Origin of the sequence: Paenibacillus sp. FSL H7-0350 (genome assembly GCF_038593195.1) — a bacterium.
Classification (GTDB): Bacteria; Bacillota; Bacilli; order Paenibacillales; family Paenibacillaceae; genus Paenibacillus_AQ.
Map to the genome: position 1 here is coordinate 3,195,718 of NZ_CP151972.1, position 24,730 is coordinate 3,220,447.

Sequence of the window (24,730 nt, forward strand, 5' to 3'; positions counted from 1 at the left end):
ACGATTTATCATACCGATTCTATCTTAAATATTTCCTTTAACCTATTTATACTATCATCATTCTTTATTTCTGGAACATTAATAAAGAGCCGTTCTCTTGCCCTACTTAAAGCTACGTAGGATATTCTGTGTTCCTCATTTTTCTTTAAGTCTGGATTCAAAAAGAGTTCTAGTTCATTTGAGGATTTAAAAACTATAAGCACATTATCAAATTCGTCTCCCTTCGACTTATGAATAGTCTTATGTTTACTAAAATCTTCGGTTATATTGACACAAAGGGCTAACTGTTCATAAGTGTTAGTTTCATAAAATGTTGCAGCGGCACCTTTTCCTAATTTTGATATTTCTGTTTTCACATTATTTTTTACTAATTGATAAAAATCATATAAAGGTTTATTCCTGTAAGCATCGTACTTTTCCAGCAATAAATAAAGTGACTTTAACGCTATCTTCCTCCTTTCATCTGTATTATTAATATCTCTTTCTAAACTTTCCATTTCTTTAATTGCCTTTTTTATATCCCCTTCCCGTGCGCACTCTACGGCTTTCAAACAAATAACAACTACCTTACTTCTGTATTTGTTATTGCTAGAAGATTTATCTACATTTAAAAGTTCTTCAATGAGCTTATCATTCAAAGTTTGTCCACTAAAATCTCTTCTCATTGCATTAGATGTCGGATTATCACGGGATAATGAACAAATTTCTTCGCTGTAATTGCAATATTTTTTTGCCCATGTTAATGCAGCTATCCTTTCACCAACTAAGAGCTTAGGAATATCTCCTTGGATATTTCTAATTTTTTTTTGCTCTATATCTTTTCGAATTATATTTAATAAATCAATGATAGAGTTTGTACTTCTTCGGTTATCCTCCATCACGTGGTCCACTAAATCAGGTAATTTAAAAGAGGAAAACTGACCAGGATCTGCGCCTTGAAACCCGAATATAGATTGAGCTTCATCGCCAATTATTCCAACAATAGTTTCCTTCGCTCCAATTAATTTCAGGATCTCAACTTGTATTGGATTTGTATCTTGAAACTCGTCAATATACAAATAAGGAAATTTAGCCCGTAATACATCTAAAATAAATGGATATTTTTTTAAAAGCTGATAGCTAAAAAAGAGTACATCATTATGATCAACATTTCCTTTTAACCAATAAAGCTTTTTATAAGCAATTAAATCTAAACTAAGAATTTTTAAACAAGTTTTATTTAAATGTCTTTGTTTTTTCTTCTCGTCGATCCAATACGCCTGTTTGTTATCTCCAGAAATTATAATATTATCATGTTCGTCTATGTGATATCTCAAGCGCTCTAACCAACGTGTAAGGCTTTCAATATTTTCGCTTCTTTTAATCAACTGATTAACCGTATATGGGTGTACTAACTGATCTACATTACTGTGATTTTCAATCCAATACTTTACTTTTTTAAAATGAACAACCGTATCTTGATGTCCATCCATTTCATTAACGTTCAATTCATATTCTTTATCAAGATAAGAAGCATACGGCTTCAAAATATGTTTGTACAAAAAACTATGTAGAGTTGAAACTTCTACTTGATTAATATTAGTCCCCAATCGATTCAAAACTGTTTCTACTGCAATATTGGTGTAGGTAATACAGGCAATTTTCCGTGTTTTCTTTAGTCTTTGGGAATGATGTAGGACATTTTTAATGTGTTTTACAAGCCAATATGTTTTTCCAGCACCAGGACCGGCTGCTACTCGAAAGTGATTCTCGATAGGGATTAGCGTATCAGAATCTATTTTTATCATCGGAGCACCCAAGTTATCGCTTCTTTAATATAATTTGGAACAATAAAATCTTGATATCCTTTTTTCTCTTTTCTATTAAAATTGTCTGTGAGTGTGTACGCCAGTTCCAATGCGTTTTCCCCTTTTCCAACAGAATTCAAATAACGAGAGGCTATAAGGGCTCTTTTCTTTTCATTCTTGGTCCATATAGTATTTAAGGCTATACTTTGCAGAATCCTTTCGTTTTCCTTACTACCTCTTAAGAGACTCTCGAATTCCGATAACTCCGCACCTTCTTTAAATAATCTCATCAATTTCTTTAATTCTTCCTGATTTTTCATTGAATCAGTAATAAGTAATTCAAACGATGGATTGTGTAAGATTAGATCATACTCAAATGTTCTTCCTTCTTTTTCATCCTGACTGAAGAGCGCAATGTTAGGATGGGCATTTGCTGGATATAAATTAAATGAAGGGTTGCACTTATAGTCATATGCATCTTTTTGCACATCATATTCAAAAGGATAACATTTACTATAACTGGCTCCTTTTTCTTTCTTCTTTCTCTCAGGATCCCTATCTGTGATGCATGCTATTTTCTTGATTACGCTATATGGATTGGTTGAGCTAAATAAATATAAAAAATGATCAAAGAACCTTCCACCAACGTTTACAATTGCTACATGATTTTCTTCTAATGAAAATCCTTCATACCTTGCCAAAATAGATAATAATAGCTGCTCAGCTAATCCCTCGACTAAAATCACTTTCTGAGCAAATAACATATCTGATTTGGTGGCATCAAGAAATCTTTGTACATACTTTTTGCTTTTCTCATTGTTTTGAAATACCTTTCCTGGATAACCTACACTTGTCTCACCATTCTCATTATGCAGACAAATCATTTCATCTAGAGATACAGAGGATGTAATATGGGTTGAGTGTGTGGTTACAAATATCTGTCTAACCTTTTTTTCTTCTTTATTTTTTAGTAAGAATTTTAGAAACTGGTGTTGCATAGCTGGATGCAAGTGCGCTTCAGGTTCTTCGATTGCTAAAATCGGAAAGACTTTTGCGTTACTCCCCAAATAATTCCCATCTGAACTCACTTGCATTTTAGACAATAATAGTGACATGAAGATTAGGTTATTATAGCCCAGTCCGTTATGTGTCGCCGGGATCTTAATTCCGGTTTCATACTCAACTATTAGTTTCAAGGCCGAAAACATTTCAACATCAGAAATGCCTCCATCAAAACTTGGATTTGCTTTATTAAAAGCTGCGCCAGTGTCTTTGGCATAAGATAATATATGCCCTTTGCCTAGTTCCATTCTCTTTATTAGATTCAAGATTAACGAATCTGCTGCGTCAGAAAAGGCTTGTTTGTGGGATCTGATTTTGTCTACCTTTTGCTCTTCTGTAATGGTTCGATCTGACTTTATATCGTAGTCCATATAAAAATCTAGTACGTCTCGTAGAAGCGCATTTCTACCTGAGAGCATATCCCTTTCAACATCTCGAATTGCGTCTAGAAATTGAAAATCAAATTTTTGCAATGATTCATTATCCGCCATGTTCTGACTTATTACATTTCCTCCCCAGATCTTATGGACGTAAAATCTTAAGAAATCTTGCTGAATGATTTTCCATGCCTTCTCTTTGTCTGTGACATCGCTCAGAGCTTTTACATACTTTTCAGTGTCTTTCTCAGGAAGATAATATTCATATGTCAATAATGCCTCATAGGGTTCTTCAAGCTTGATTAACCAGTTTGCTACGGTAGCCAAGTCATCAGAATTGAGTTCTTCATTTTCGCTTTGTTTTATGGTTATACATATACGTATTCTCGGTGGATTTGCTTTCAATTCATCAAGAGAAGTGCTCTTATTAAAATCATGAACATCCAATCTCTTTTTTCCATTTGAGTTTAAAACTAAAGCTAATGCACTAATAAGGTTAGTCTTACCTGCATTATTGTGACCAATGATCACATTAATACCGTCATTAAACGTGATTTCTCTATCTCTGAAATTTCTATATTTTTCAATTTCAACTTTATAAATATACATATGTGCCTCCATTGATACTTTATAATTGCTCGTTAAAATTTGATTGAATTACGTTTTACCATCTAGTAAAGAACGCTCTTACTCAATTTCACTTTATGCCTGATTTTTTTGATTTCTGTATTTAGCTTATAGGAAGAGTTAAATATATCTTTATTAATCTGATATAGAATTAAACAAATATATTTTCCTATCGAGTGGATAGGAACTGCTAAATATTTTTCGTTTCCATTAGACTGTAAAAGCGAGATAATCCCTAATAGGTCAAAAAATACGCTGTACAGAAAGCAGAAAATTCGTTTGAGTTTGTCTGGATCACTTTATTCAAATGTCTTCAGCACCTCGTCCAATTTTTATAGAAGAGCAAGGTTTATAAGTATCTCTCTAAGCCTTCTGTCCAAGTAGTTAGGATTAGATATTGGCCCCATCATGGTTCTAGCTAAACCCCTGACCTCCTCAAGTTCATCCCTATTTTTATAGATCTTACTGCCTTTATAGTAATCATAAAGTACTAAAGCCTCATCAATATCTATTGTTTGTTCTTGTAATTTTACAAATAACTCACTAAGTGTGGTATTGGATTGTGGTGTAAACTTGGCTGATTGGTGAGTATAATGCGAAGTGACTTTATTCGAATCTATATTAACTAATTTCTTTTTATAAACCTCTTTACTTAGCTCTTGCTCTATTTTATCCTTTTGCTCTTTTTCAAACTTTCTATAAGCAGCAATCACATCTTCTTCTAGCTTCATCCGTTGTGTTTCTTCATCCTCATCTATCCATTGAAAATAATTCTTAGCAGAGTCTAACGAAGCAGCTTTTTCTAATGATATTTCTGTTCTAAATATATTTAATCCCCATTTTGAATCCAGTCGCACAAGACGCTGAACGAGGGCAGTTCCTTCTGCAGGATCGACATAAAGTAGGCTTCTTACTTCAAGTGTAAGCTGTTCTTTAAAGGTTCTCTCTAGACCAAATAGATGATTTAATAGAAACTCTTCGTCTGTTTTCAAGATCAAGTTCGCGATCCATACTTCCCATAATTGATCTTGCTCTAACTGAATTAACATTTGATTTTCAGCAGGATACAGGGAGACCGCTTTTATATTTGGATGCTCAGACGACAACCATGCTTTATCTATAAAAAAGAAGTATTTAAAACCTTCATTTTCGTATACTTCTTTTCTCTTCTTAATGAACGAATTGTAAGCTTCAACTTGTTTCTTGCCTGTTATGTAATCTACAACCCAAATATCGCCTCCGGGAAAATATATAATTAAATCGGGAATAATTTTTAATGATTTTCGATAACTGTAACCTTCTTGCACCTCAACATTATGTATCTTTAGTTGCCCCTCCAGATATGTTCTAATTATTGTTTTACCTATTCGATGGGGCTGCTCATTCTCTTCTTCTTTAATTTGCTTGGTGTATTGTCGATAGTTCTCAGAGCTGGGGCAACCCTCACCTAAATGTTTGAAATGGAATTTATCTTGTCTCAGAACCATACTGACTGCTTGCTTACAACAGATACACGTAAAAGCCTTCTTATCTGAGTGTACCCTGTATTTATCTTCTATTGACTTGATAATTATGTTATAACTAGTTTCTTGATCTTCGAGAACTCTTCTTTCTTCTTCTAAGAATATTCGATCATTTATAAGATAAGCGACTTCCATAGGACTTCCACCTCACAGATATTATTTCTATATCATTAAAGGAATCGCACTTACTGTTCAAAGAATAATTTTAGTTTGGTATATGCAATAATCATTATCCAAATTATAACATGTTTCTCTTGCATTCTGCATGAATCTCCTTTTTTATTATATTCTTCAATACAAAATGAATATTTTTACAACTGGAATGCTGAATTTGCGCATAATATAATAATTCATATTCATTTATAAATTAAAAAAGCACCTAAAGGTGCTCACTTCTCAAATAACGGTCCTATATAATGACCATCTATACACTTTGTACATGTCCAGCCACACGGGTTGGGTAGATTTTGAACAACTTCCGAGCCACATCTATGACAGGAGAATGAATTTAATGCTAATTCTTTAAGCTTCATCAGAGTAGCTGAATTATTTTGGTGAAATGTAAATTGTTTATTCATATTACAACCCTGGAATAACATCTTTCAAAAACTTTGCTGCATTTATTACTTTAGATGTTGTAGAATTTCCTGAAAGATAACTCAACCCGGCTAATGTTATGCGGGGTCCCTTAATACTAATGGTATAATCCCCTTGGGCGCCTCTAAGTATTGAAAGTCCTTTTATAAACCCCTCGTCCACCATAATCTCTAAAACAGCTATTCTTTTAGTCTCACTAATTCCTAAAGCCTCGCTACTTATACTTTCAAAATCAAAACTGTAATAACTATTTAGACCGCAATTAAGTTTATAATATCAAGAAGGCGATCTATCGTTTTCTAACGGTTGTTTGTTGATTCACTTCATATATTGGCTTACAAAACGCCTAATCTTAGAAAGCATTTCAGAAAAATGATATTGTTCACGGCATCAGCTTTGAGCCAAAGCCCTTAGACTGGGTTGCAATTTGGGCCATAAGGCGAGGCGGTAGGAAGACCATTTGTACTGCAGGGCTTGATACGAGCCACTCATATCCTCGTCTTCTAATAGCCGTTGTTTGATTTGTTCAGCCTCCACCTGTTTCTTGAGTTCAGCAAACGTGTGCTTTCTGAAGTAAGCCTAGGCCTCCTAGTTGGCATTTAGCAAGCGTATACGTAGCTTTGGTAAAGCTAAATTCATCCGTTTCAGCATTGCGCTTATACCACCTACGTTCATCGTGACAGCGAATTCCTGTTTAATCCATTCCACAATCAGCGGCAGAGTCTAGGAATACCGGCCTCAAAACCTACATCGACAGGATCACGCCTCCCTTATAATTTTTTGGGCAAAACGAATGATTTTTGCAAACCGCTCTTTCAACCTTGTCCCTCCCAAACTATATTGTATAGTCCAAAAGACACCAAACATATGTGCTGCTTAACTATACCATATAATTACACAAAGATCGTAACATGTTAATGTGAGGGGAGGACAAAAAAAAGAAATGAGAGGCTATAATGAAATCATTAATTTTCCTTTCAACCTTTTCAATTAAATGTTCTCTTCGACACATCTGTGAGGTCTCATACATATTCAAGTTCAAATAATATCTCTAGTCTTAGCTCTAGCAAATGAGAATCGGTCATTCTTAGGGGAGATCCTCTTATGTGTACAGATATCATATTGAAAAGATATTAATCTCGTTCTATTCTCGGATGCATACGGAATCATTAAGTTAATAATTGATTAACATTTCATAAAGTATAATAGATCTATTATCATAGGAAATCTATTGTTGTAAAATGGGGGTAGGATTAATATTCTTGGAGGCTCTAGTTATGATTACTTTTTTACACCGTGATTTTAAGCTAAGTAATTACTGGGTAAAAACATCTTTTTTGTTTCTATCAATTTCAATTTGTAGTTATATCTTAATATTTCATAGCTGGACAGAAGTTTCTTCTCTGATTTCTACAATTGAATATGAATTCACACAATTATTTTCACTTCCAACATGGTTAGAGCTTTTTCTTTTCTATCTTTTACTTATCCTCATTCTTCGTTTATGGTGGATATACTTTTGGCAATATTACGGCCAACTTGTAGATGCGTTATACATTAAATTTACTAAGCACCTTGCACATAACGGGTCACTTAAAAAACTTATATGGATAATCAAATTTTATCATTCAACTCATAAAACCATTTTCAAGTTATTAACGAAACAAGTGCATTTTAAAAAGAGAGTAAGCGGCAGTAAAACCTTTGAATATTTTGTTAATTCTATTTGGGCTATTATATTTTACAATCTAAAAAAGATGATATTTAATATAGTAACTGGAATAGCGTTTTTCATTACTCTAAATACAATCTATAAGCATGAATTTATTAAAATTTGGCGAGAATCGATATATTTAATTTTAGATGCTAAATTAGTGGACATTTGGGGGGATTACATAACTAAAGTACCTATTCTTCTTGCCGTATTTAGTACAATAATCGTTATTTTTTATATAAACAGAACAAGAGGCTTCATAAGAAGAGCTGTTGCTTCAGCCAACAGAAAAAAATTAGAGGAAGTTATAAATGAACATAGAGATATCGCTTATGAGATTAGCATTTGCTTGAATAGTGGCTTTGATAACATTGATTATGTAATGGCAAATCGAAAAACACTTGCAAAAGTATGGATACGTAATGTATATGAAGATAATCAATTTTTAAAACGATTCTTAACCGAACATTATTCTGAACGGGAATATGAATTAATGTTTTATTTAGATAAACTCAACAAAATTGACGGCTTGCAAAAAATCAGTGCACGTATCAAAGATAAAGACACATTTTATAATGGAGTAATGAGCTATTTCGTTCATTTGTCCCCCAATCTTAAGGGTTTTGAAGTACTTCGGCCTTATAGACATTCACAAGAGGAATTAGAAACCTATTTTTTCACTCCACAAGGACTAAAAAATATATTTAGAGCCAAACCACTGACTAGGCTTAATTCAAGAAGAATAGATAATTTGGAAGAGCATGAAATAATTCAAGCTTTACAAAAAGATGAAGACTATATGTATATGCATATTCTAGAGTCAATAATAAATGCACTTGAAGCTCAGTTCGCACTTCTTCAGTACGCTGATTCAGCTTCTAAATATTTGAATTTGAATAGCGATTTATTGGGTAGGAATATCAGAAGCTTGTCTAATAAAGATAGTTGGTAAGTAGACTGCATTTTCCCGAAAATATATAGAAAAACATAAAATGAACTTGGAACCTTGAGTTTAGAAAACGATAAATGGAAGCGAAGTTGTTGGAACTATATCCGCCTTAGTCTAAGTCTAAGCAAATAATAGGGTTTCACTTTTTATGAAAGTTTTCCAGGAAAACACATGTGGAGGTTATAATTTTCTGAACAACTAAAGCCCTCACCATATCTTTATCTCTCGAATTGTATGCTATTCGCACTTATTGGCGTAATCTTTTTGAATTATGAACAAAATATGGAAAACTTGAATTTCTGCTTCAATAATAAATTTTTGGACTCTCTGTACTTTTAATTTGTAGTTACCCATATTGATAAGATTTATATGTTTAGTATAGTAATCAACCATATTCTTGCATGCCGAAATTCGGTTTATTCTAGGATTTTTTGATAACAATTTGATAACAAATAGTTTTTACTCAATTAAGGCATTAAAAAAAGAAGTAGTTACAGACAAGAAAATAACGTCCTCTGCTACCTCAAATGAATTACCTTTTTCAGTTAGTTGAACGCAGCACACCCAGATTCCTCAAGCAAGACATGTAAAATCCAAATTAACAATTACCCTCTTCAGATCAAAATTATTATCTCTAATATATTCAATCATGTTCATCAAGCAGTGTTTCTTTACTCATAAGCCACTGAATACTATCCAAAGGTGTCATGCAACAGATCCTAACGCAGAGATATTTTATCAATAACCCCATTTAAATCATCACTGAATTGTTTTAATAATCTCGTTGATAATAAAACGATAGACGTATCGTTATTCCTCCCCAGAATTTCCAATAAGTAATCCCTAATATCTATAAGCGTTTTGACCTCCAGGGTATAGGAATATGCGTTGAAACTTTGATAACGATTCACTATAACATTTCGTACTTCTGTTAAATTACGATTATTTAATTTAAATAGATTATTAACAAATTGAGTTGGATCTATATACATGAATATGGGCAAATTTTCCTGATTATACTTATACAACTTTTTCACAAAAAGATCAGGTTGTTGGAGAAGCAACTGAGTCAGTTCATTTGCTTTGCTCTGGTAATCTTGTTCTCTCTTCTCCTTTAATTTATTTTCAACATATTTTTTTAATTGCGAGGTTTCAGAATCAGTCGGGTCAAACCCAGACAAAACTGAGCTGTAACTTTTTGTAGCATCGATCGACTCAATCGCGAAATCGATTGCCTCCTTAAAAGTATCAATAAGTTTTTTATCATTCTCCTCAGGAAAGTTCAGTAAATTCTCCTTTCTAAAGAAAGCAAAATGATTAGATATTCGAAGATAATCCATTAGCAAATATTTCTTAGACTCTACTTTCTTCATTACATTATCGATGGCACTAGAAAATTCATTATCATCAAGTTCCCAATAACGATCAAATAGTTGTGTCTCCGGATCTATATTTATAATAGGGGATAGGCTTTCTTGCTTATTTTGGAAAGAATCTATATCCTCTTTCAATTCAGTCATTATTAAGTTTCCAGTCAATAAATAATTGCCAATAGAATGCAAGTAATTTATCGAGCCTCTCAACATTGTATGACCAGTATATTTTTCAAGAACATCATACAGAAGTGCTGTTTCTTCTATTTTTGGACGAAGTAAACTATCTGATCTGTCAACTTTTTGCGTCTTAGTCTTTTCAATCGCCGAATAGATTCCGGAATTAAATTTAATCTCTTTAGAAAGTATTATAGTTAGTAGAAGAAACTGATCCAATTCCGGTATTAAATTATCGAAGGTATTATTACACTTATCGTAGATATAATGAAAATCACTAAGCGAATGCTTTACTGTTCGAAGATTAATATTTCTATCTATCTTTTTATAATCATTAATTTCTATCTCAAAAAGTTCAATTATGGGATCTACTCGTTCCTTTAAAAAATCTTTGTATTTACTATCATATTTCTGATAAAGTTTGTCTATCATTTGTTCCAAAGCCACTCGCGGTAGTTGTTTAAAAGGAATTGTCTTACCTATTATCTTTTCCTTGCATTCAGCATATTTCTTTCGTTGTTCATCCTCCCTTTCATGAATTTTCCCCTCGTTACAAAGAAACAATGTTTTAATATTCTTATGCTCAATGTAAAGATTGGTATATCCGAAAATATCTTCAACGTCCATATTAGCCCGTTCTAAATCATCATAACAGAGCACTAGCTTTTGAATGTCAATGTATTGATCAATTTCTAACGGGTCTAGTCCAGGTTTTAAGTAAACAGCTTGCCGCAATCCAAGTAAGGTACGTGTGGATACTTCTTCTATACTGCTTACCCCGTTCAGAGTAATGTGACATGGAAAATAACCATTTTCCAATAGATGCGGTGCCACAGTATTATTCCAAAAGTATGTTTTCCCTGCTCCCCATCCTTGCTCAATCATTATTGCATAATCTGTTTCAGGCTTTTCAATGTAATTATCTATGATTTTAAGAATATCATTAGGTTGCATAGTTTGATCCTGCTCTCCTTTTATTTCATGACATTTTCTAAATGCTCGTAGTTTCTTTTTAGAATATCTGGCCCTGCCACATCGTCTGCGGAGTCCAAATTATTCAATAATTTATAATCAATTATTAATTGCTTAAATCCCTTACCTATTTCCGTTAGCCCATTATAGGCAAGGAGAACAATCTCATATGCAGATAGCTGTGCACGAAGAATTTTTATGTATCTTTCTTTTTCTTTATCATCGATTTCATTTGATTCATGAATATATTTCACAATGTGATATAAATTCCGAAAATAATGGCCCATTAATGCATGGTGTACTTTATAATTTCGATTGTAGATTTCAACTAAATCTTCCTGACTACATCCACTTGGTGATTGGCTCTTTTTCTCATAGTTCTGCTTGATTTGCATACTAATATGTTTAAATAACTCAACTAAATTCTCTCCGGATCCAGATACTATCGTATGATGCAAATTAAGTAATTGAAAAAATTTATTTTCAAAGCTCTGTTGATTGCTAAGCTTTCGCTGTAACACAATCGTATAAACAACGCCAGCAAGGGCTAGGCCTGAGAATAAAGCATTAATAGCACCAAAAGAATCTCCTATCTGCGCAATAACCGTTATTATTTCAGTAGCCCTTTCGCGGGTTCCTTTTTCAAAAAAAATCAAAAAGAGTCCCGCAGAAGGTAGGAGCCATAAAACCATACTCCAAACAATTAAGTTTATAATAGTGATGGAACTTGGCGTTCGCGGTTCCTTTTTGTTATCCTTTTTTGTATTATTCCCCACAGTTCTTTAGTCCCCCATATAACCATAGTAGTTCCATTTAATTATTATTAAGAGAAATAATATCGTCTAATAATTTGATATGAAATAATCTTTTTATCGCTGAATCATAACGCCGCGAACTGGCAGGATTGCCCATCCGAAAGATGAAGGAGTTCTAGTTCGCCCGCTCATAAACGCCAAGTTATGGATTTATAACTGTCTTGCCTACCTGTCTCGGCTTTAGGAAGATATTTTCCAGTTCATTTCAGGAGGAGGTTTACCGTTCCATGAAAGACCAAAGGAAATTTGAAGCCCTCGTCGCTGAACTGATTCAGTGGCTTGTTCCTTTCAGTCCAGTTGATATTAAAAAGTAATAGGTCGCTAAAAATAGCGACCTATGCATTTTAATCTTAAGTGTGAATAAATGATGGGTAATTTTTTATGTGTATCCTGCTGATTCAAACAGGATATATTTTGTAGCATCGCTTATAACAAAGAACCTATTTTCGATTTAATAATAAACTCCAAATAGACATCCTGATTCATCTGTATCTGTTAATAGCACAGGAACTATGGAGTCTGACACTTCCTCTCTCACGCTCTCAGGTAAAGCGTCAGAATTCAAAGTAACTATATATTGGAAACCATCCTCAATAGATTTATCTTTACCAAACCTCAACGCTTCGGCTATTTGTCTTTCATCCACTGGATCAAAAAGAGTACTATCATGTATTAAAATATCCATTTTTCTTCCTAAATACTTTGACATTTGAATTAACATCATATCAAAACAATAAATTAACATACTATTAATCCCGGTACTATTTTGATTTCTGGATACCATCTCAATATCGTATCGACCATTTGTTGTTTGTCCTATATGTAATTGAGCTATAGAGTTATATAAAGAACTAGAAACCTCTTCGACTAATAAAATCGCATGGCGTTTAGTGTTAGAATGCTCTTCTAAAGATTGATTAATCTCGATAATTAACCTTTGTTCTTCTATTTTCAGCTTTGCTGCTTCCTCACGCATATTATTCATGAAATTTTGTTGTTTTTGGTACATATCTAGTTTATTTACAAGTTCATTCATTTCTGATTGTAATAGCGAATATTGTTCAAGAGCTCCGTGTGTATTCAAAATGATCATCTTTTTAGATTGCTCCAAAGAAAGCTCATGGATTAACTTATCTCTACTTTTTACAGCTTCTTCATAATGCTCTAATTCTTCATGCAAATATTTTTTCCTATTTGAAACCAATTGCTTATGAAATATTTTAGCTTCATCAAATTTCTTTAATAGAATATCAGGCATTTGAATTTTAACTTCATCGTATAATTCTGCTATATTTAAATCTGTAATATTTTTTTCACTTTCTGACGCATTAATTAATTCAGTTATAATCTGCCTGTCAACAAAATTTTGATTACTTAGCTCTGCTATTTTTTTAGCATAACTATTAGCATCAATTTCGATTTCTTTGTACTGAGGGTGGATCTGGAAATTTTCAAGATCCTTCTTGCACTTCGATATTCTAACAGTCAGAATAGTAATTTCAGTATCTAAATTTATCCCATCATTCATAATCTTATTATAAGAATCTGTTTTAATAGCTTTTTTTAGATCAATCATTTCTTTTTTCTTTTCCTCAAGTTGCTTATAACTGATTGCTAAGCTTGTGTCTAATCCAAGTAAATATGACAGTGCAATTTGAGTGAGATGCACATTCTGTGATTTGAAATATTTTGTCGCTTCTAAAAATCCGCCATCTCTAGTTAACCTAGAAAAGTATGGGAATAATGATCGGAATTTTAAATGAGCTTCCAATATTGCATCTCTATGATTTAAATTAAATAAATATTCGCCTAAAAATTCATTCCATTCAGTAATTTTTAGCTTAATATTTACATCGCCGAATTTCTTTTCAAAAAGGCTTCCCTTCTCACACTGTATATACACAAAATTCGATTCAGAACCACGTCGTTTCACTATATATAGCTTATCTTTTAAGTCTATATCCATAATAAAAAATTCATCTTTAAATTGATCCATTTTAAAGATACTATTCTTTGTACAACTACTACCATATAAAAAATGAATAATCTCAATAAACGTAGTTTTCCCCAGCCCGTTTCGAGTGTCTTTTACAGTTGACCTTTGAGTTATATCAGCTAATAAAATATTTAGTCCTTCATGAAGCTCTATTGTATTAAACGTGCTTAATGTGCTATATATCTTCCTAATCATTTCTTGCCCTCCACATTAAATCATCCTCATATTCAATTGCACCAATAATGTATAAAAAGTCTATTGCTAAAATGAAAGTATCAAACTGAATTCTGATCTTTCCATTTGTGTCAGATTCCTGAATTTGAATATATGATTTCCATGCTGTACTAATCGTACGAGGAGAATTTAATATGGAAAGTATTCTAGCACCAATTTTTATAATTGATTTATCTTCATGCAAATTTTTAGTGGGTGTCAACACGATCCCAACCCCCTCCTTATTAACCAACTGAATGTCACTCTTATATCTGCTTTTTTTCATTATAACTTGTTCTAGCTCTATGTAACATTCATTGTACATTTATGCACTCACGCTTTCAAAAATTGTACATTGCTCAAAAAAATAAGCAAGAACAGTATGAACAGCTGCCATATATACCTGATTATCCTTCTTATTTGGATCTGTTATAAATTTAGCCAATTCACTATATATCTCGTCAGAATCTAATTTTGTATTATCTCTTAGATCCTCATAATGCCTACGTAGAGTATCCGCAATTTGATCTCCTAAATTCAATTCTGTTTGAAGGTCTAGATACTGTCGTACTAAAGGAGCACGTATTAATCCTGCCTTTATTAGTCCAATTATTGGATCACTTAGGCCATTAATTAAAAGTTTATTTTCTGGTACAGGTTCCAAATCCTCTTTCCTTGGATTAGATCTTTTAGAGATCGATTTTATTACTGGTTGTATGTCTTCAAATTTTAATGTAGCATAGTTAATTTTTGAAGGTACTGGACCTAAAATATCTCTAATATAAGCTTCTTCTAGTGAAAAAATAATATCTCTTAATGTACTTGGACCCCAAAACGTAAATTTAATGGCAGTATATTTAGTTCCTAGCTTCATTAACTCTTTATTAATCTTTGGAGGTAAAGAATCTTGATTATGTACAAAAGACCATTTATCAAAAAACTCTTCCCAATAATCTATTGCACCAGAAAAATCACTATTTATCTTCTTTATCATCCTAGGTTGGTTAAGACTATGAGGACCATTGACAGCAAATAAGTGACGTTCGCTAATTAAATAGCCGTCGTTTTTCTTGTCACCCTCTTGTCCCCATGGACGACATGGCATAAAATCATCTTTGTATTTTGTCTGCATTACCTTAGAAAAAAATTTTTCAAACTCAGTTTCGGTCTTTTCTCGAATAATCTCTTTATACTTAACATCATAAAAATACATAGATAAATCATCCATAATTTCAATCCTTTCTGACTTTATTAATCAAAAACTCGCCCTGTAAGCCTAAGCCAACAGGGCGAGTTTCCCGATTCTTTCGGACTACACGCCGGTGCTTCCAATCAGTATAGTTTCACATTAGCATGATTGTAACAATCTGTAAATCGATAATTCAAAGCCATAAAACGACAACGACCACTAGCAATCCTAAAGTAAGAACCGGTATCAGGGGTACGGATCGCTGGACCTCCAAAGAGAGCAGCTTTCTTCCTCCCTGGTGCAGAAACACAAAAATGCACATCAACAACAGATCTAGCACCACTTTTTCCAGGCCGATTTCTAATCCAAGCAACGCAACCAACTTTACATCACAGGACCCCAGAGATCGGGGGCAGATCATGAAGATCAGAAAACACACTACTTTTGGGACAAGTCCCCATAATATTCCGGACTACGTTTGGGGTTGGGATTTATCTTAGTTTGTCCGGGATACATCTTATACATCATTTCCGCTAGGATTCTCTGATTTATGGACGTTAGGCTTGATGATAATTAGACGAGACGTACTGCTCATACATCACATGTGTAATCTCGCTTGTTTATTCCAGTTAACTCTTTTTTGATCAACCTCTTCACAAAAATCAGGGTCAACTCTTCTAATTGTGCTACGACACACTTCAAATTGGTCAAACAAATCTTTTGATTGTATAATTTCTCCTTCATGGCAAATAAAATAATTGTTAGCACTCTCTTGAAGCCTAGTGATTAGATTCCGCCTATATTTCAACTGCTGTTGCTGTCTATATGTATTAATGATACTTGTGCAACCTTTGTTTCGAATAGTTGTTGCGCTATAGCCGATTAACTTGGCAACAACCTCAACCTTTATTTCTTGATCCTTTATAATTAATCGATCACAAATCTCCCTTATATTCATATCCAACTCCTTATCGTACATGAATTTTGGATATAAAGATGTTTTTTTTGAAACTATAGCTTTGACTACTTGTGGATGGTATCTATGAAGTAAATAGTGCTCATCATTAAACCAGTAGTTCAAGCGTTGAATATCATAAATATTCATACCTGCTTGTATGCTTTCAATTGCTTTTAACAGCAATGTATCATCTACATCTTTTTCGGAGTACCTATAATTCCCCTTCACTATACCTCTTGAGGAAAAATAAGCAATAATTCTCAGAATCCTATTTCGCTTTAATCCAAATATTTTTTCTTTTTCTGGCCAGGTTAAATAATCCATATTTCTATTTGAAAGAATCTCAAAAGCCCTTATGAAATAAGTTCTCTCTAATAATTCTTTGCTTGAATTCAATCCATATTCACAACCACAATCAGGACAAAGAAAATACTGTTTAAGAGTTTGACCATGATGTTGAATATTTTTTGATGCGGTGGCAAACAACATTCCTTCTATTTCATAGTTTTTACACCAAGGAGCTTTACACTTTAAACTATGTTTCTCTTTAACATTATGGTTAAAAATAGCTGACTTAAATTTATCTGGAGTCTCAATTGTTAAAAAATTTTCTACATTCATATCTCGTGCCTTTAAAATGCTGAGAATGGTCCTTATATGGATTGTATTCTTTTTAGTTGTTCCTCTAGCACACTGTAAAAAATGCACCAAGGTTGTTTCTTTCAAATTACCGCTAATCGCCTTCCTATTAAAGTCGCTTTTACAACCATTGAGTATATACAAGAGCTTTAATGCAAGTTCGCTAGAATCAAAAAGAATCCCTGAAGAATCATTCAAAAGCAAATCAAAGGCTGTTCTATACCATCGATGTTCCAATATAAGTCGGTTTGTTATAACTTCTATAACCTCAATACGTTGCTCACTTAATTCTTTTAAACAATATGGGCAAATTCCTACTTCTTTTATATCTTTATATTTAATCTTACTTTTACAATAGTGACAATGCTCTAATAGAATTCTATGATGCTTTTCGCAAATCACGATCGGTTCAAATTTCCATAAAAGCCGAATAATACGTTTCTCTTTAAGGCAATCCGGGCAATAATGAAATTCATTTCGAAGATACTCCTTTAGAAACATACTATTATAATCCTTACTGTTACCCTTGAATTTCATAATTATATTAAAACAAGTAGATGCTTTCAGTTTTTCTATTAAAGTGCTACTAACAAAACTTAGTCTGCTTAAATCAATTATACTCCCAGGAATAATATCTAATTTGTGATAATCACCCGAATGAAGTCCATACTTGCCAACTTTTAACCAGTTAAGAACATCGCAAAGTGAAATCCCATTGGCTTTGGCACAACGTAACAAGAACCCGAACAGTGACTCTCCTGTTTGCAATTGTGGCCTTACTGTAAATTTGACCAATTTATTCAACTTAGTTCACTCCCGGAGTTTTTATATATTATTCCCTTGAAGTGATTGTCCTAGACATAAAAATTGTAATGCCAGAAACTTCGCTGCGCCAAATGCCTTATCTTCTTATCTCCAATTTTCTAATTGATTCTTTTATATGTTCTAGTACTGGACGATATTTAGTATGAATCTTTTTGTAAATATTCAACCTAACTCCTATTTGACGTACCGAAGGGATACTTTTTTTATTTTCATATTCTTCTAGTATCATTTCATCTGCTCTATTCATAAAATCTTTCATTTTACAAATTCTCATCTTCTCTTTACTCAAAGCAGACTGCTCGGTAATATAATTCGCCAAAGAAGGCATGGATTTCTTAATATCATTTGAGCTTTTCCCGATGTAATTATAAACATCCTTACATTTGACTGATAATCTTACTTGATCCACCATTTTAACATATTCCTGTACCTTATCAAAAAGTTCGGACTCAGTAGCTTGCTTTTGTATTTGTCTTTTTATTTCTTGGACTTTTTTAGAAAAACCATATTTTTGAAAATTAATAAATTCTATATCAAGGGAAGCCGCAATTTCTTTTGTAGTAAGTTCTTCTTCTAAATGAATAATATCATTTAATGTCTTTTCTATATGGGGTTGGACTTTTAATACTTTTTGCTTATTAATAAATTTATTCTTTTGAGTATACTCAATCCAACGGTATTGTTGGACAACAGGATTATAAAAATGATAAAAAAACTCTATTCCATGCCATCCATACCATTTTTGTGCCTTATAAGTTATTGTCGTAGCTTCTGAATACAACTCTTTGAAACATTCGATAATGTCTAAATCTGATTGCGAATACTTCATATATATTTCTCGCTTGTTATCAGGGAATAAATTATACCTCAAAGCATATCCGAGAGCCTGATATAGTTTTCTATATGTAATATCTAATGATATTCGTATTTCTTTCTCGCTCTTATCAAACCACAACATGAGAACCACGTTATTTATCAAGTCTATATTAGTATCTATTTCTAACCATTGTTTGGTACTCATATTTAATCCATATCTAATTCCACAATTGACACAAATACTAGTGTTCGAAAATTTCTGGCTTTTAAAACTTGAAAAGTGAGTATATGGAATCTCTTTTAATGCGTCCGATTTCTCAAACGTAATGCACCAAGGTGATAGACATTTACGAATCACGTCTTCTTGGGTTTTTAATGATTTTATTGAGTTGACATAACTGGCTGGCACTTTCGTTTCCACAAAATCTATCATTCTTATTTTTGCTTTATTTAAAATTTTCAATAATTGAGAGAAGGTTACTTTCTGGGGGGGAATTTTGATCATTAATAAAACGAAGGATTGAATGTAAAAAGTCGTTTCGTAGAAGTCTTGAAACAAGATTATAGCGATATTGGGTGGGCGATTCCTCTAGTTGTAGTTGTAGAATATAAATTAGAGTGATGCATAGCGTTTTCTGCAAGTCTAATCCATCTACTAATCCAGGAAATAATCGTTTCTTTGAATCCAATATATATTTCCATTCAGCATACCTTTGATGCATATATTCTTCATTGGCTTCATGAAAATGCTGATTTTCACTAAATAAATAATTTTCACAATGAAAACAACGATATGCGCCCAAGTTACTATGTATATATGATTGATCGTGATTACAAATCGGGCAATTAGTTCTCAACTTAACATTATGTTTAAAGCAAACATCGATATCTCTTACTTGCCATAACATTTGAAAACCAAGATTTTCTTCAAGACAATGGGTACAAAATTTCCGTTTATTCGATTCTAATAATACTGGCATCAAGGTCAGAAAACTTTCATCAAAGTAAAGACCATAATGATTAAGTTTTAATCTTAATGAATCAAAAGTCATTTCAAATAAACTTTTCTCTGTTTGACCAATCAACATAGCTAATCTTTTCATGTCGTGTTTTTGCTGAGGCATAATATCAATTCTAATGGATCGTCTATAGAAAACGTCCATAGATCTTATAGGCTGTACATGTCTTAACAAATCCAAATATAGCACCATATTTGCTCCGCAAGCTCGCATTAGGTAACTACTTAAGGATTCCCCATCTTTGATTTCGGGACGAATTGTAAGACGACTCAATTAAATCATCTCCTTGTAAGATGGCCTCTTTATTCCGCATTTTCCGGTCTGATTAAATGGTCGCTTTCACGAAATAGATTAAACTTAGCTTGTTTCAATATATCTACTGTTACTCGAATATTCGAATAATCAACATACTCTTGATCAAATACATTAAGCAATCTGAATGCTTCCTTAATAATCAAATGTAAATATCCAATGCGACCTTGGCAATAGAAATGCAATAAACGAGGAAGCCCTGTCGCTTCATCATATAATCCTATGGGAATCGGCGGTTGAATGGCCTCTTCAATTTTTTTTAGTAACTCACAGAATTTCTCGTTACAATTTTCAAAACGATTAATATGGTCTCTTCCAAATCGTCGGACATATTCATCCTCCATGATGTGAAGTTTTTCAATTTGAGGGGTTCCCAAACAAACGATACTTACCTGGTGCTCATTTGTTAAATCTTTAAGCATCTCCATTGCTGTTTGGTTATCAAAATTCTTCGTACGCATAATAAAGTTCATCTCGTCAAAAATGATCATTTGAACTTTTTGTTTTTTCAACAAAAATAGTACTCGATCTTTTATCATATTAATCCGAGCATCTCGGCGGAAGTTTTCAGTTCCGAGTGCTTTAAGAATCTTTTTATAGAAATCAAGCTGTGTAAATGGATATGGAAGTTTTACATAAAGAACAGGAATGATGTCGATCTCCTCATCATCAACTTTTTTTGTGTATCGAGAAACATTTTTGGCGTACCTTTTTCCAATCTGTGATTTTCCAACGCCGGATAATCCCGTAATTAACAGATGCCTCGGATCCTGTTCTTCATCATCTTCGTCATCAAACTCATCACGTTCAATATACACTCTCATTGAATCAAGCCGATTCCAAATACGCTTTACTTCGTCATGTTCAATAAATAGTTTATTTATACGACGAGCTAAAATTTCCACTTCTTCACTGCTCATTTTGGTATCCACCTCCACTAGATTGTTCCGCCCTTTTTGCAATCAAATATAACTCTTCTTCAATATTCTGAGCCTTCTTAGCTTGTTGGGTTTGAACTGTTTGTTGAGCTTGATATGCGGTAGAGACAATTACCTTTACCCCCTCCATTCTTGCAACAGTTTGTCTTACCTTTTTTTTCTCTCTCATCCCTTCACTAATAAATTGTTCCAACCTCTCCCATGCCCTATGCATATGAGCTTTACCTGGTAGAAGCTTTAATTTCCCCTCCCCTTCATTTCGTAAAAACTGCAGTAATTTTTTGTAAGTATATTGATTTACCCCAACTACAGTTTCGTAAGGAGGGGTTTCACAATAAAGCTCTATGAACTTTTTAGTTTTCGGATGCAGTAAGTATATTTTCGAAATGTCATCAATGTCGTACTTCACTGTATACTTTGTTTTTCTAGTTCCAATAAGGTCATTACACTTATCAGATTTATAAATTTTGTTATCCCAGCGTACCCCATCCCGCGTATATGGTTTTTGGTCCGTTATTAAGAAATTAATTTTATACTTTTCTTCGTCACTTTTATCAATCCACTCAGGATAGCCCACTTCACTAACACTTTCTCTAAATTTCGCCATTGGTGATATGTTATTACCTAGGCCTTTATGTGGACGCAAAGGATAAATATCAACAAAATAATGAACGAGAATCTTACGAAGTTGACTTAAAGTTAAAAATGCATCCTTTTCAGGATTTAATTCCCCTTTATCCACAATACTGCTTTTCGTTGTACCCATGATGTTGTGTATCAGTTCACTGTTAAGTGTTCCAAACAATCTTTCAATAACTGCTCCGTAATGGGGTATTTTAACCGGCCTGTGCATGATCTCAGATTGAAGAGTTTCATTCACTAATCGTTTGATCTCGTTACTTTTAAAATCCATTCCGTTATCAACATAAATAATATTCGGAATACCAAAAATCTCCCACTCCAACTCTGTTCCATATACATGTTTTGCATTTTTAGCAAAAACCCCATGTTGAATCGCTTTTCTGACTACATTAATTGACGGATCTTCATGAGATAAATAAAGACACCATGGACCACGTGAATATACATCAATTCCCAATGTTATCCATGGGCGGTCAATTACAAGCCCCGTTGCGTCATCAATGACCTGCATATCTAGTCGAGTATGATCAATTTGTATCATATCCATACGACATGTGGCCTCTCTGTCTGCGTAACCACGAGCTACTTCGTCATATACTGCTCTGGCTCTCTTCATATTTCGAAGTCGCTCAATAGCCCCTTTTTCAATACGGTCTATAATGTCAGAAATAGTACTATATTTTATATCAGTCTCATTCACTCTTGCACATCGTCGTTCTACAAGCCTGTGAATGGTCGCTTTTGAAACACGATACTTATTTAAATAATCTTTTTCAATGGTTTCTTTTAGAATCTCGATTTGCTTTACTGTTAGTCGAACAAAGATAGTATCGAGAATGATATCCGGATGCTCAGGATGACAGATCGTTACCATTTTGTTATCTTTTCTACCGGTATAACCCTTCCCTTTATTCGAAATGAGTCCTGCTAAACCTAGTGATTGTCTTTCTGATTCTGCACGTCGATAATCCGATAAGTAGCGCATAATGCTTGCTCTTGATCCGCCACGTTTTTCTAAGATTCTATTAATTAATTCTTCCTGTTTCAGCACAATAATTTCTTCATTCTCAAGTAAAACATCCTTACATTTGTCGCGAAATTGCGCTATCGCTTGAACATTTCCGGCTTTAACCTTCTCTAAAATAAGAAGTGGCTGTATTAATTCAAACCGCTTACTTACTTCATTTCTTTTATTGTCATCCAGCTTCGCAATTATATTTTCGTATATTATATTTTCTTCTTTCCTCTCGAATTTCATACTGGATTCAGGTAAGAAGGTTGGATGATTCACAAGATCAGTATAAGCTATTTGAAGATCTTCCCCATCTGGCCTTCTTAACCAAAGATTTGGTGGATCTATCCTCACAACCTTAAATATTTTTCCATATAGGCAGCATTCCGAATATAGTTTTAGTTGGTTAAACGCCATATAATGCTCCTCCATGTATACCGATAAAAGGAGCATTAGTTTGAGAATTAAATGTGATTTGGCTTTGGGAAGTAATTCTCTCATTTACATCAGCCATAAATATTCCTTTGGCAATGAGGTGATATATCAAAGGTTTTATTAAAAGAGGATCACTAGTATCAGTGAATGTGGAGGCAAGATATTCTATGGAGCATGATTCAATACAACGCAGTCTATAAGTTACTAATTCACACCAACGCAAGTAGTATTTCCTTTCTTTCAAAAAACCTTTAAGCAGCTTGAGGTTGTATGATATAGCTTGAGGTAGTTGTTTTGGATATATAACTTGGTATTCCCAACCCTTTTCCAATACGTATGCTCTGCAATACCTATTGCACAGTTCTACATGCTCATCTAGTGTTGCCTCCGGTTCGAGTTTCACTTGATAAAGCAACGGATTTAACCGCTTTTTGAAAACCAGGACATCCGGGACATGAATCCATTCTTCTTTCCCATCATAAACAGGCACTTCTACTGGCTGTACATAATAGCGTATTACTTCGGTATCTAATTCGAGGTAGTAATAAAAAAGCCGTTCAGATAAAGATTCATATTCAACTGGTCTTCCGTTCTTTACGCTAAAAAAACTCCCAATGATATGAGGGTGAAAGTGACTTCTCCTATTATTCACTTTGCGTTTAGGACTGAACAACATGTCTTCATTATTCCATACATGATTTTCCCATTCCATAAGCACACCTCATTTCAGAAAGTATCAATTATAACCGTAATATCCAATTATATTTCTAATATATCTATTACCCACTAATTTCAAGTGCATACCCGCAATAAAATAAAAAAAGCCAGTAGTAGCAAGGTTTTTGCTACTACTGTTTTTTTTAAGTCTCAAACATATCACCAAAAAAGTCTCAGTTATCGATTGAATTAGTCTCAAGTATAGCCGTTACTCACAAGCTATATAGGTTGGTTAAGATAATTCCCCCGCTGCCGCATCCCCTCAAACAACAATATCGTCGCCGCCATCGCGGCGTTCAGCGATTCGGCGCGGCCGGCCATCGGGATGAGGATGCTTTTGTCGACCATTGCAGCCGTCTCGGGCGAGATGCCTTGGCCTTCGCTGCCGATCAGCAGCCACTGGCTGCCGTGAAAATCATGGGTGTAGCAGGAATCCTCCGCTGTCAGCGAGGTGCTGACCAGTAGCGCCCCGCCCTCCCGAGCCTGAGGGAGAATGGCACTTAGCTCTCCCTCCACTACCGGGAGGTGGAACATCGACCCCATCGTAGACCGGATGGTCTTCGGGTTGAAGAGGTCGGCGCAGCCCCGGCCGAGGATCACGCCGTCCGCGCCCGCCGCATCCGCGCTGCGGATGATAGTGCCTACATTGCCGGGGTCCTGGACCCCGTCAAGCACCACAACCAGGCTGTCCGGCTTCGCCAGAATGGCCTCTAGGCCCTGTTGCTCCTTCCGAACAATGGCGAATACCGGCTGCGGGGTGCCCGTGCTGCTGCACTTGGCAATTACCGCTGCCGACACACCGATGACCTCCATACCCTGGACAGCCTGAAGCAGCGGCTTCAGCTCAGACGGCATGCCTTTATCGAGATCAAAAGCCAGGCATTCCACATCCGCTTCGGCCTGCAGCGCCTCCTGTACCAGATGAATGCCTTCCACGATATATTTACCGGACCGGTCACGATGCTTCTTCTCCTGCAGTCCGGCCCATTCCTTCACCCGCGTATTCTGCGGCGACATAATTTCCATAGGGTCCTACCTTTCTATTC

Annotated in this window: 16 protein-coding genes; 1 reads left to right on the forward strand and 15 read right to left on the reverse strand. The window is 34.3% G+C overall.

All coding sequences use genetic code 11. From position 1 onward, the window contains the following. Nucleotides 1-8: 8 nt before the first annotated feature. From NYE24_RS14555 to NYE24_RS14565, 3 genes are all read right to left on the reverse strand, one after another. Nucleotides 9-1,787, reverse strand: coding sequence for an ATP-dependent helicase (locus NYE24_RS14555; protein ID WP_342478973.1), 1,779 nt, complete (start codon nucleotides 1,785-1,787; stop codon nucleotides 9-11). Beyond that, on the reverse strand, nucleotides 1,784-3,835 hold the full coding sequence (locus NYE24_RS14560) for an AAA family ATPase (protein ID WP_342478974.1): 2,052 nt from the start codon (nucleotides 3,833-3,835) through the stop codon (nucleotides 1,784-1,786). The genes NYE24_RS14555 and NYE24_RS14560 overlap by 4 nt, the downstream gene beginning before the upstream one ends. A gap of 350 nt (nucleotides 3,836-4,185) precedes the next feature. Further along, nucleotides 4,186-5,511 (reverse strand): hypothetical protein, encoded by a 1,326-nt coding sequence (locus NYE24_RS14565; protein ID WP_342478975.1) that lies wholly within the window; start codon nucleotides 5,509-5,511, stop codon nucleotides 4,186-4,188. Between the two features lie 1,739 nt (nucleotides 5,512-7,250). On the opposite strand from NYE24_RS14565, the gene NYE24_RS14570 reads away from it, so the two are divergent. After that, the gene (locus NYE24_RS14570; protein WP_342478976.1) at nucleotides 7,251-8,639 is read left to right on the forward strand and encodes a hypothetical protein; all 1,389 of its coding nucleotides are present in this window, start codon (nucleotides 7,251-7,253) and stop codon (nucleotides 8,637-8,639) included. A 716-nt stretch (nucleotides 8,640-9,355) separates the two neighbouring features. Here the strand turns inward: NYE24_RS14570 and NYE24_RS14575 are convergent. From NYE24_RS14575 to NYE24_RS14630, 12 genes are all read right to left on the reverse strand, one after another. Next, on the reverse strand, nucleotides 9,356-11,140 hold the full coding sequence (locus NYE24_RS14575; protein ID WP_342478977.1) for a P-loop NTPase fold protein: 1,785 nt from the start codon (nucleotides 11,138-11,140) through the stop codon (nucleotides 9,356-9,358). A 20-nt stretch (nucleotides 11,141-11,160) separates the two neighbouring features. After that, nucleotides 11,161-11,934, reverse strand: coding sequence for a putative phage abortive infection protein (locus tag NYE24_RS14580; RefSeq protein ID WP_342478978.1), 774 nt, complete (start codon nucleotides 11,932-11,934; stop codon nucleotides 11,161-11,163). A 490-nt stretch (nucleotides 11,935-12,424) separates the two neighbouring features. Then, entirely contained in the window at nucleotides 12,425-14,164 is a 1,740-nt protein-coding gene (locus NYE24_RS14585; protein ID WP_342478979.1) for a DUF2326 domain-containing protein, read from the reverse strand. Then, entirely contained in the window at nucleotides 14,157-14,408 is a 252-nt protein-coding gene (locus NYE24_RS14590; protein WP_141118549.1) for an ABC-three component system middle component 6, read from the reverse strand. The genes NYE24_RS14585 and NYE24_RS14590 overlap by 8 nt, the downstream gene beginning before the upstream one ends. Before the next feature lie 99 nt (nucleotides 14,409-14,507). After that, nucleotides 14,508-15,410 (reverse strand): ABC-three component system protein, encoded by a 903-nt coding sequence (locus NYE24_RS14595; RefSeq protein ID WP_342478980.1) that lies wholly within the window; start codon nucleotides 15,408-15,410, stop codon nucleotides 14,508-14,510. 559 nt (nucleotides 15,411-15,969) lie between these two features. Next, nucleotides 15,970-17,772, reverse strand: a complete 1,803-nt coding sequence (locus NYE24_RS14600) for a TniQ family protein (protein ID WP_342478981.1) — start codon at nucleotides 17,770-17,772, stop codon at nucleotides 15,970-15,972. Nucleotides 17,773-17,869: 97 nt separating this feature from the next. Next, a complete protein-coding gene (locus NYE24_RS14605; RefSeq protein ID WP_342478982.1) occupies nucleotides 17,870-19,114 on the reverse strand; it encodes a hypothetical protein in 1,245 nt (414 codons plus the stop codon). After that, a complete protein-coding gene (locus NYE24_RS14610) occupies nucleotides 19,056-19,901 on the reverse strand; it encodes a TniQ family protein (RefSeq protein WP_342478983.1) in 846 nt (281 codons plus the stop codon). The genes NYE24_RS14605 and NYE24_RS14610 overlap by 59 nt, the downstream gene beginning before the upstream one ends. Before the next feature lie 29 nt (nucleotides 19,902-19,930). Further along, complete coding sequence (locus tag NYE24_RS14615) at nucleotides 19,931-20,860, reverse strand: TniB family NTP-binding protein (RefSeq protein WP_342478984.1); 930 nt, start codon at nucleotides 20,858-20,860, stop codon at nucleotides 19,931-19,933. Beyond that, entirely contained in the window at nucleotides 20,850-22,949 is a 2,100-nt protein-coding gene (locus NYE24_RS14620) for a Mu transposase C-terminal domain-containing protein (RefSeq protein ID WP_342478985.1), read from the reverse strand. Before NYE24_RS14620 ends, NYE24_RS14615 begins: the two co-directional genes overlap by 11 nt. Further along, the gene (locus tag NYE24_RS14625) at nucleotides 22,939-23,679 is read right to left on the reverse strand and encodes a hypothetical protein (protein WP_342478986.1); all 741 of its coding nucleotides are present in this window, start codon (nucleotides 23,677-23,679) and stop codon (nucleotides 22,939-22,941) included. The genes NYE24_RS14620 and NYE24_RS14625 overlap by 11 nt, the downstream gene beginning before the upstream one ends. Before the next feature lie 224 nt (nucleotides 23,680-23,903). Beyond that, complete coding sequence (locus NYE24_RS14630; protein WP_342478987.1) at nucleotides 23,904-24,710, reverse strand: RNA methyltransferase; 807 nt, start codon at nucleotides 24,708-24,710, stop codon at nucleotides 23,904-23,906. Nucleotides 24,711-24,730: the final 20 nt, after the last annotated feature.

What these genes read in the sequence shown, in the direction of transcription:
- NYE24_RS14555 (WP_342478973.1), bottom strand. Translation starts at nt 1,787, where the DNA reads ATGATAAAAATAGATTCTGATACGCTAATCCCTATCGAGAATCACTTT.
- NYE24_RS14560 (WP_342478974.1), bottom strand. Translation starts at nt 3,835, where the DNA reads ATGTATATTTATAAAGTTGAAATTGAAAAATATAGAAATTTCAGAGAT.
- NYE24_RS14565 (WP_342478975.1), bottom strand. Translation starts at nt 5,511, where the DNA reads ATGGAAGTCGCTTATCTTATAAATGATCGAATATTCTTAGAAGAAGAA.
- NYE24_RS14570 (WP_342478976.1), top strand. Translation starts at nt 7,251, where the DNA reads ATGATTACTTTTTTACACCGTGATTTTAAGCTAAGTAATTACTGGGTA.
- NYE24_RS14575 (WP_342478977.1), bottom strand. Translation starts at nt 11,140, where the DNA reads ATGCAACCTAATGATATTCTTAAAATCATAGATAATTACATTGAAAAG.
- NYE24_RS14585 (WP_342478979.1), bottom strand. Translation starts at nt 14,164, where the DNA reads ATGATTAGGAAGATATATAGCACATTAAGCACGTTTAATACAATAGAG.
- NYE24_RS14595 (WP_342478980.1), bottom strand. Translation starts at nt 15,410, where the DNA reads ATGGATGATTTATCTATGTATTTTTATGATGTTAAGTATAAAGAGATT.
- NYE24_RS14605 (WP_342478982.1), bottom strand. Translation starts at nt 19,114, where the DNA reads ATGATCAAAATTCCCCCCCAGAAAGTAACCTTCTCTCAATTATTGAAA.
- NYE24_RS14615 (WP_342478984.1), bottom strand. Translation starts at nt 20,860, where the DNA reads ATGAGCAGTGAAGAAGTGGAAATTTTAGCTCGTCGTATAAATAAACTA.
- NYE24_RS14620 (WP_342478985.1), bottom strand. Translation starts at nt 22,949, where the DNA reads ATGGCGTTTAACCAACTAAAACTATATTCGGAATGCTGCCTATATGGA.
- NYE24_RS14625 (WP_342478986.1), bottom strand. Translation starts at nt 23,679, where the DNA reads ATGGAATGGGAAAATCATGTATGGAATAATGAAGACATGTTGTTCAGT.
- NYE24_RS14630 (WP_342478987.1), bottom strand. Translation starts at nt 24,710, where the DNA reads ATGGAAATTATGTCGCCGCAGAATACGCGGGTGAAGGAATGGGCCGGA.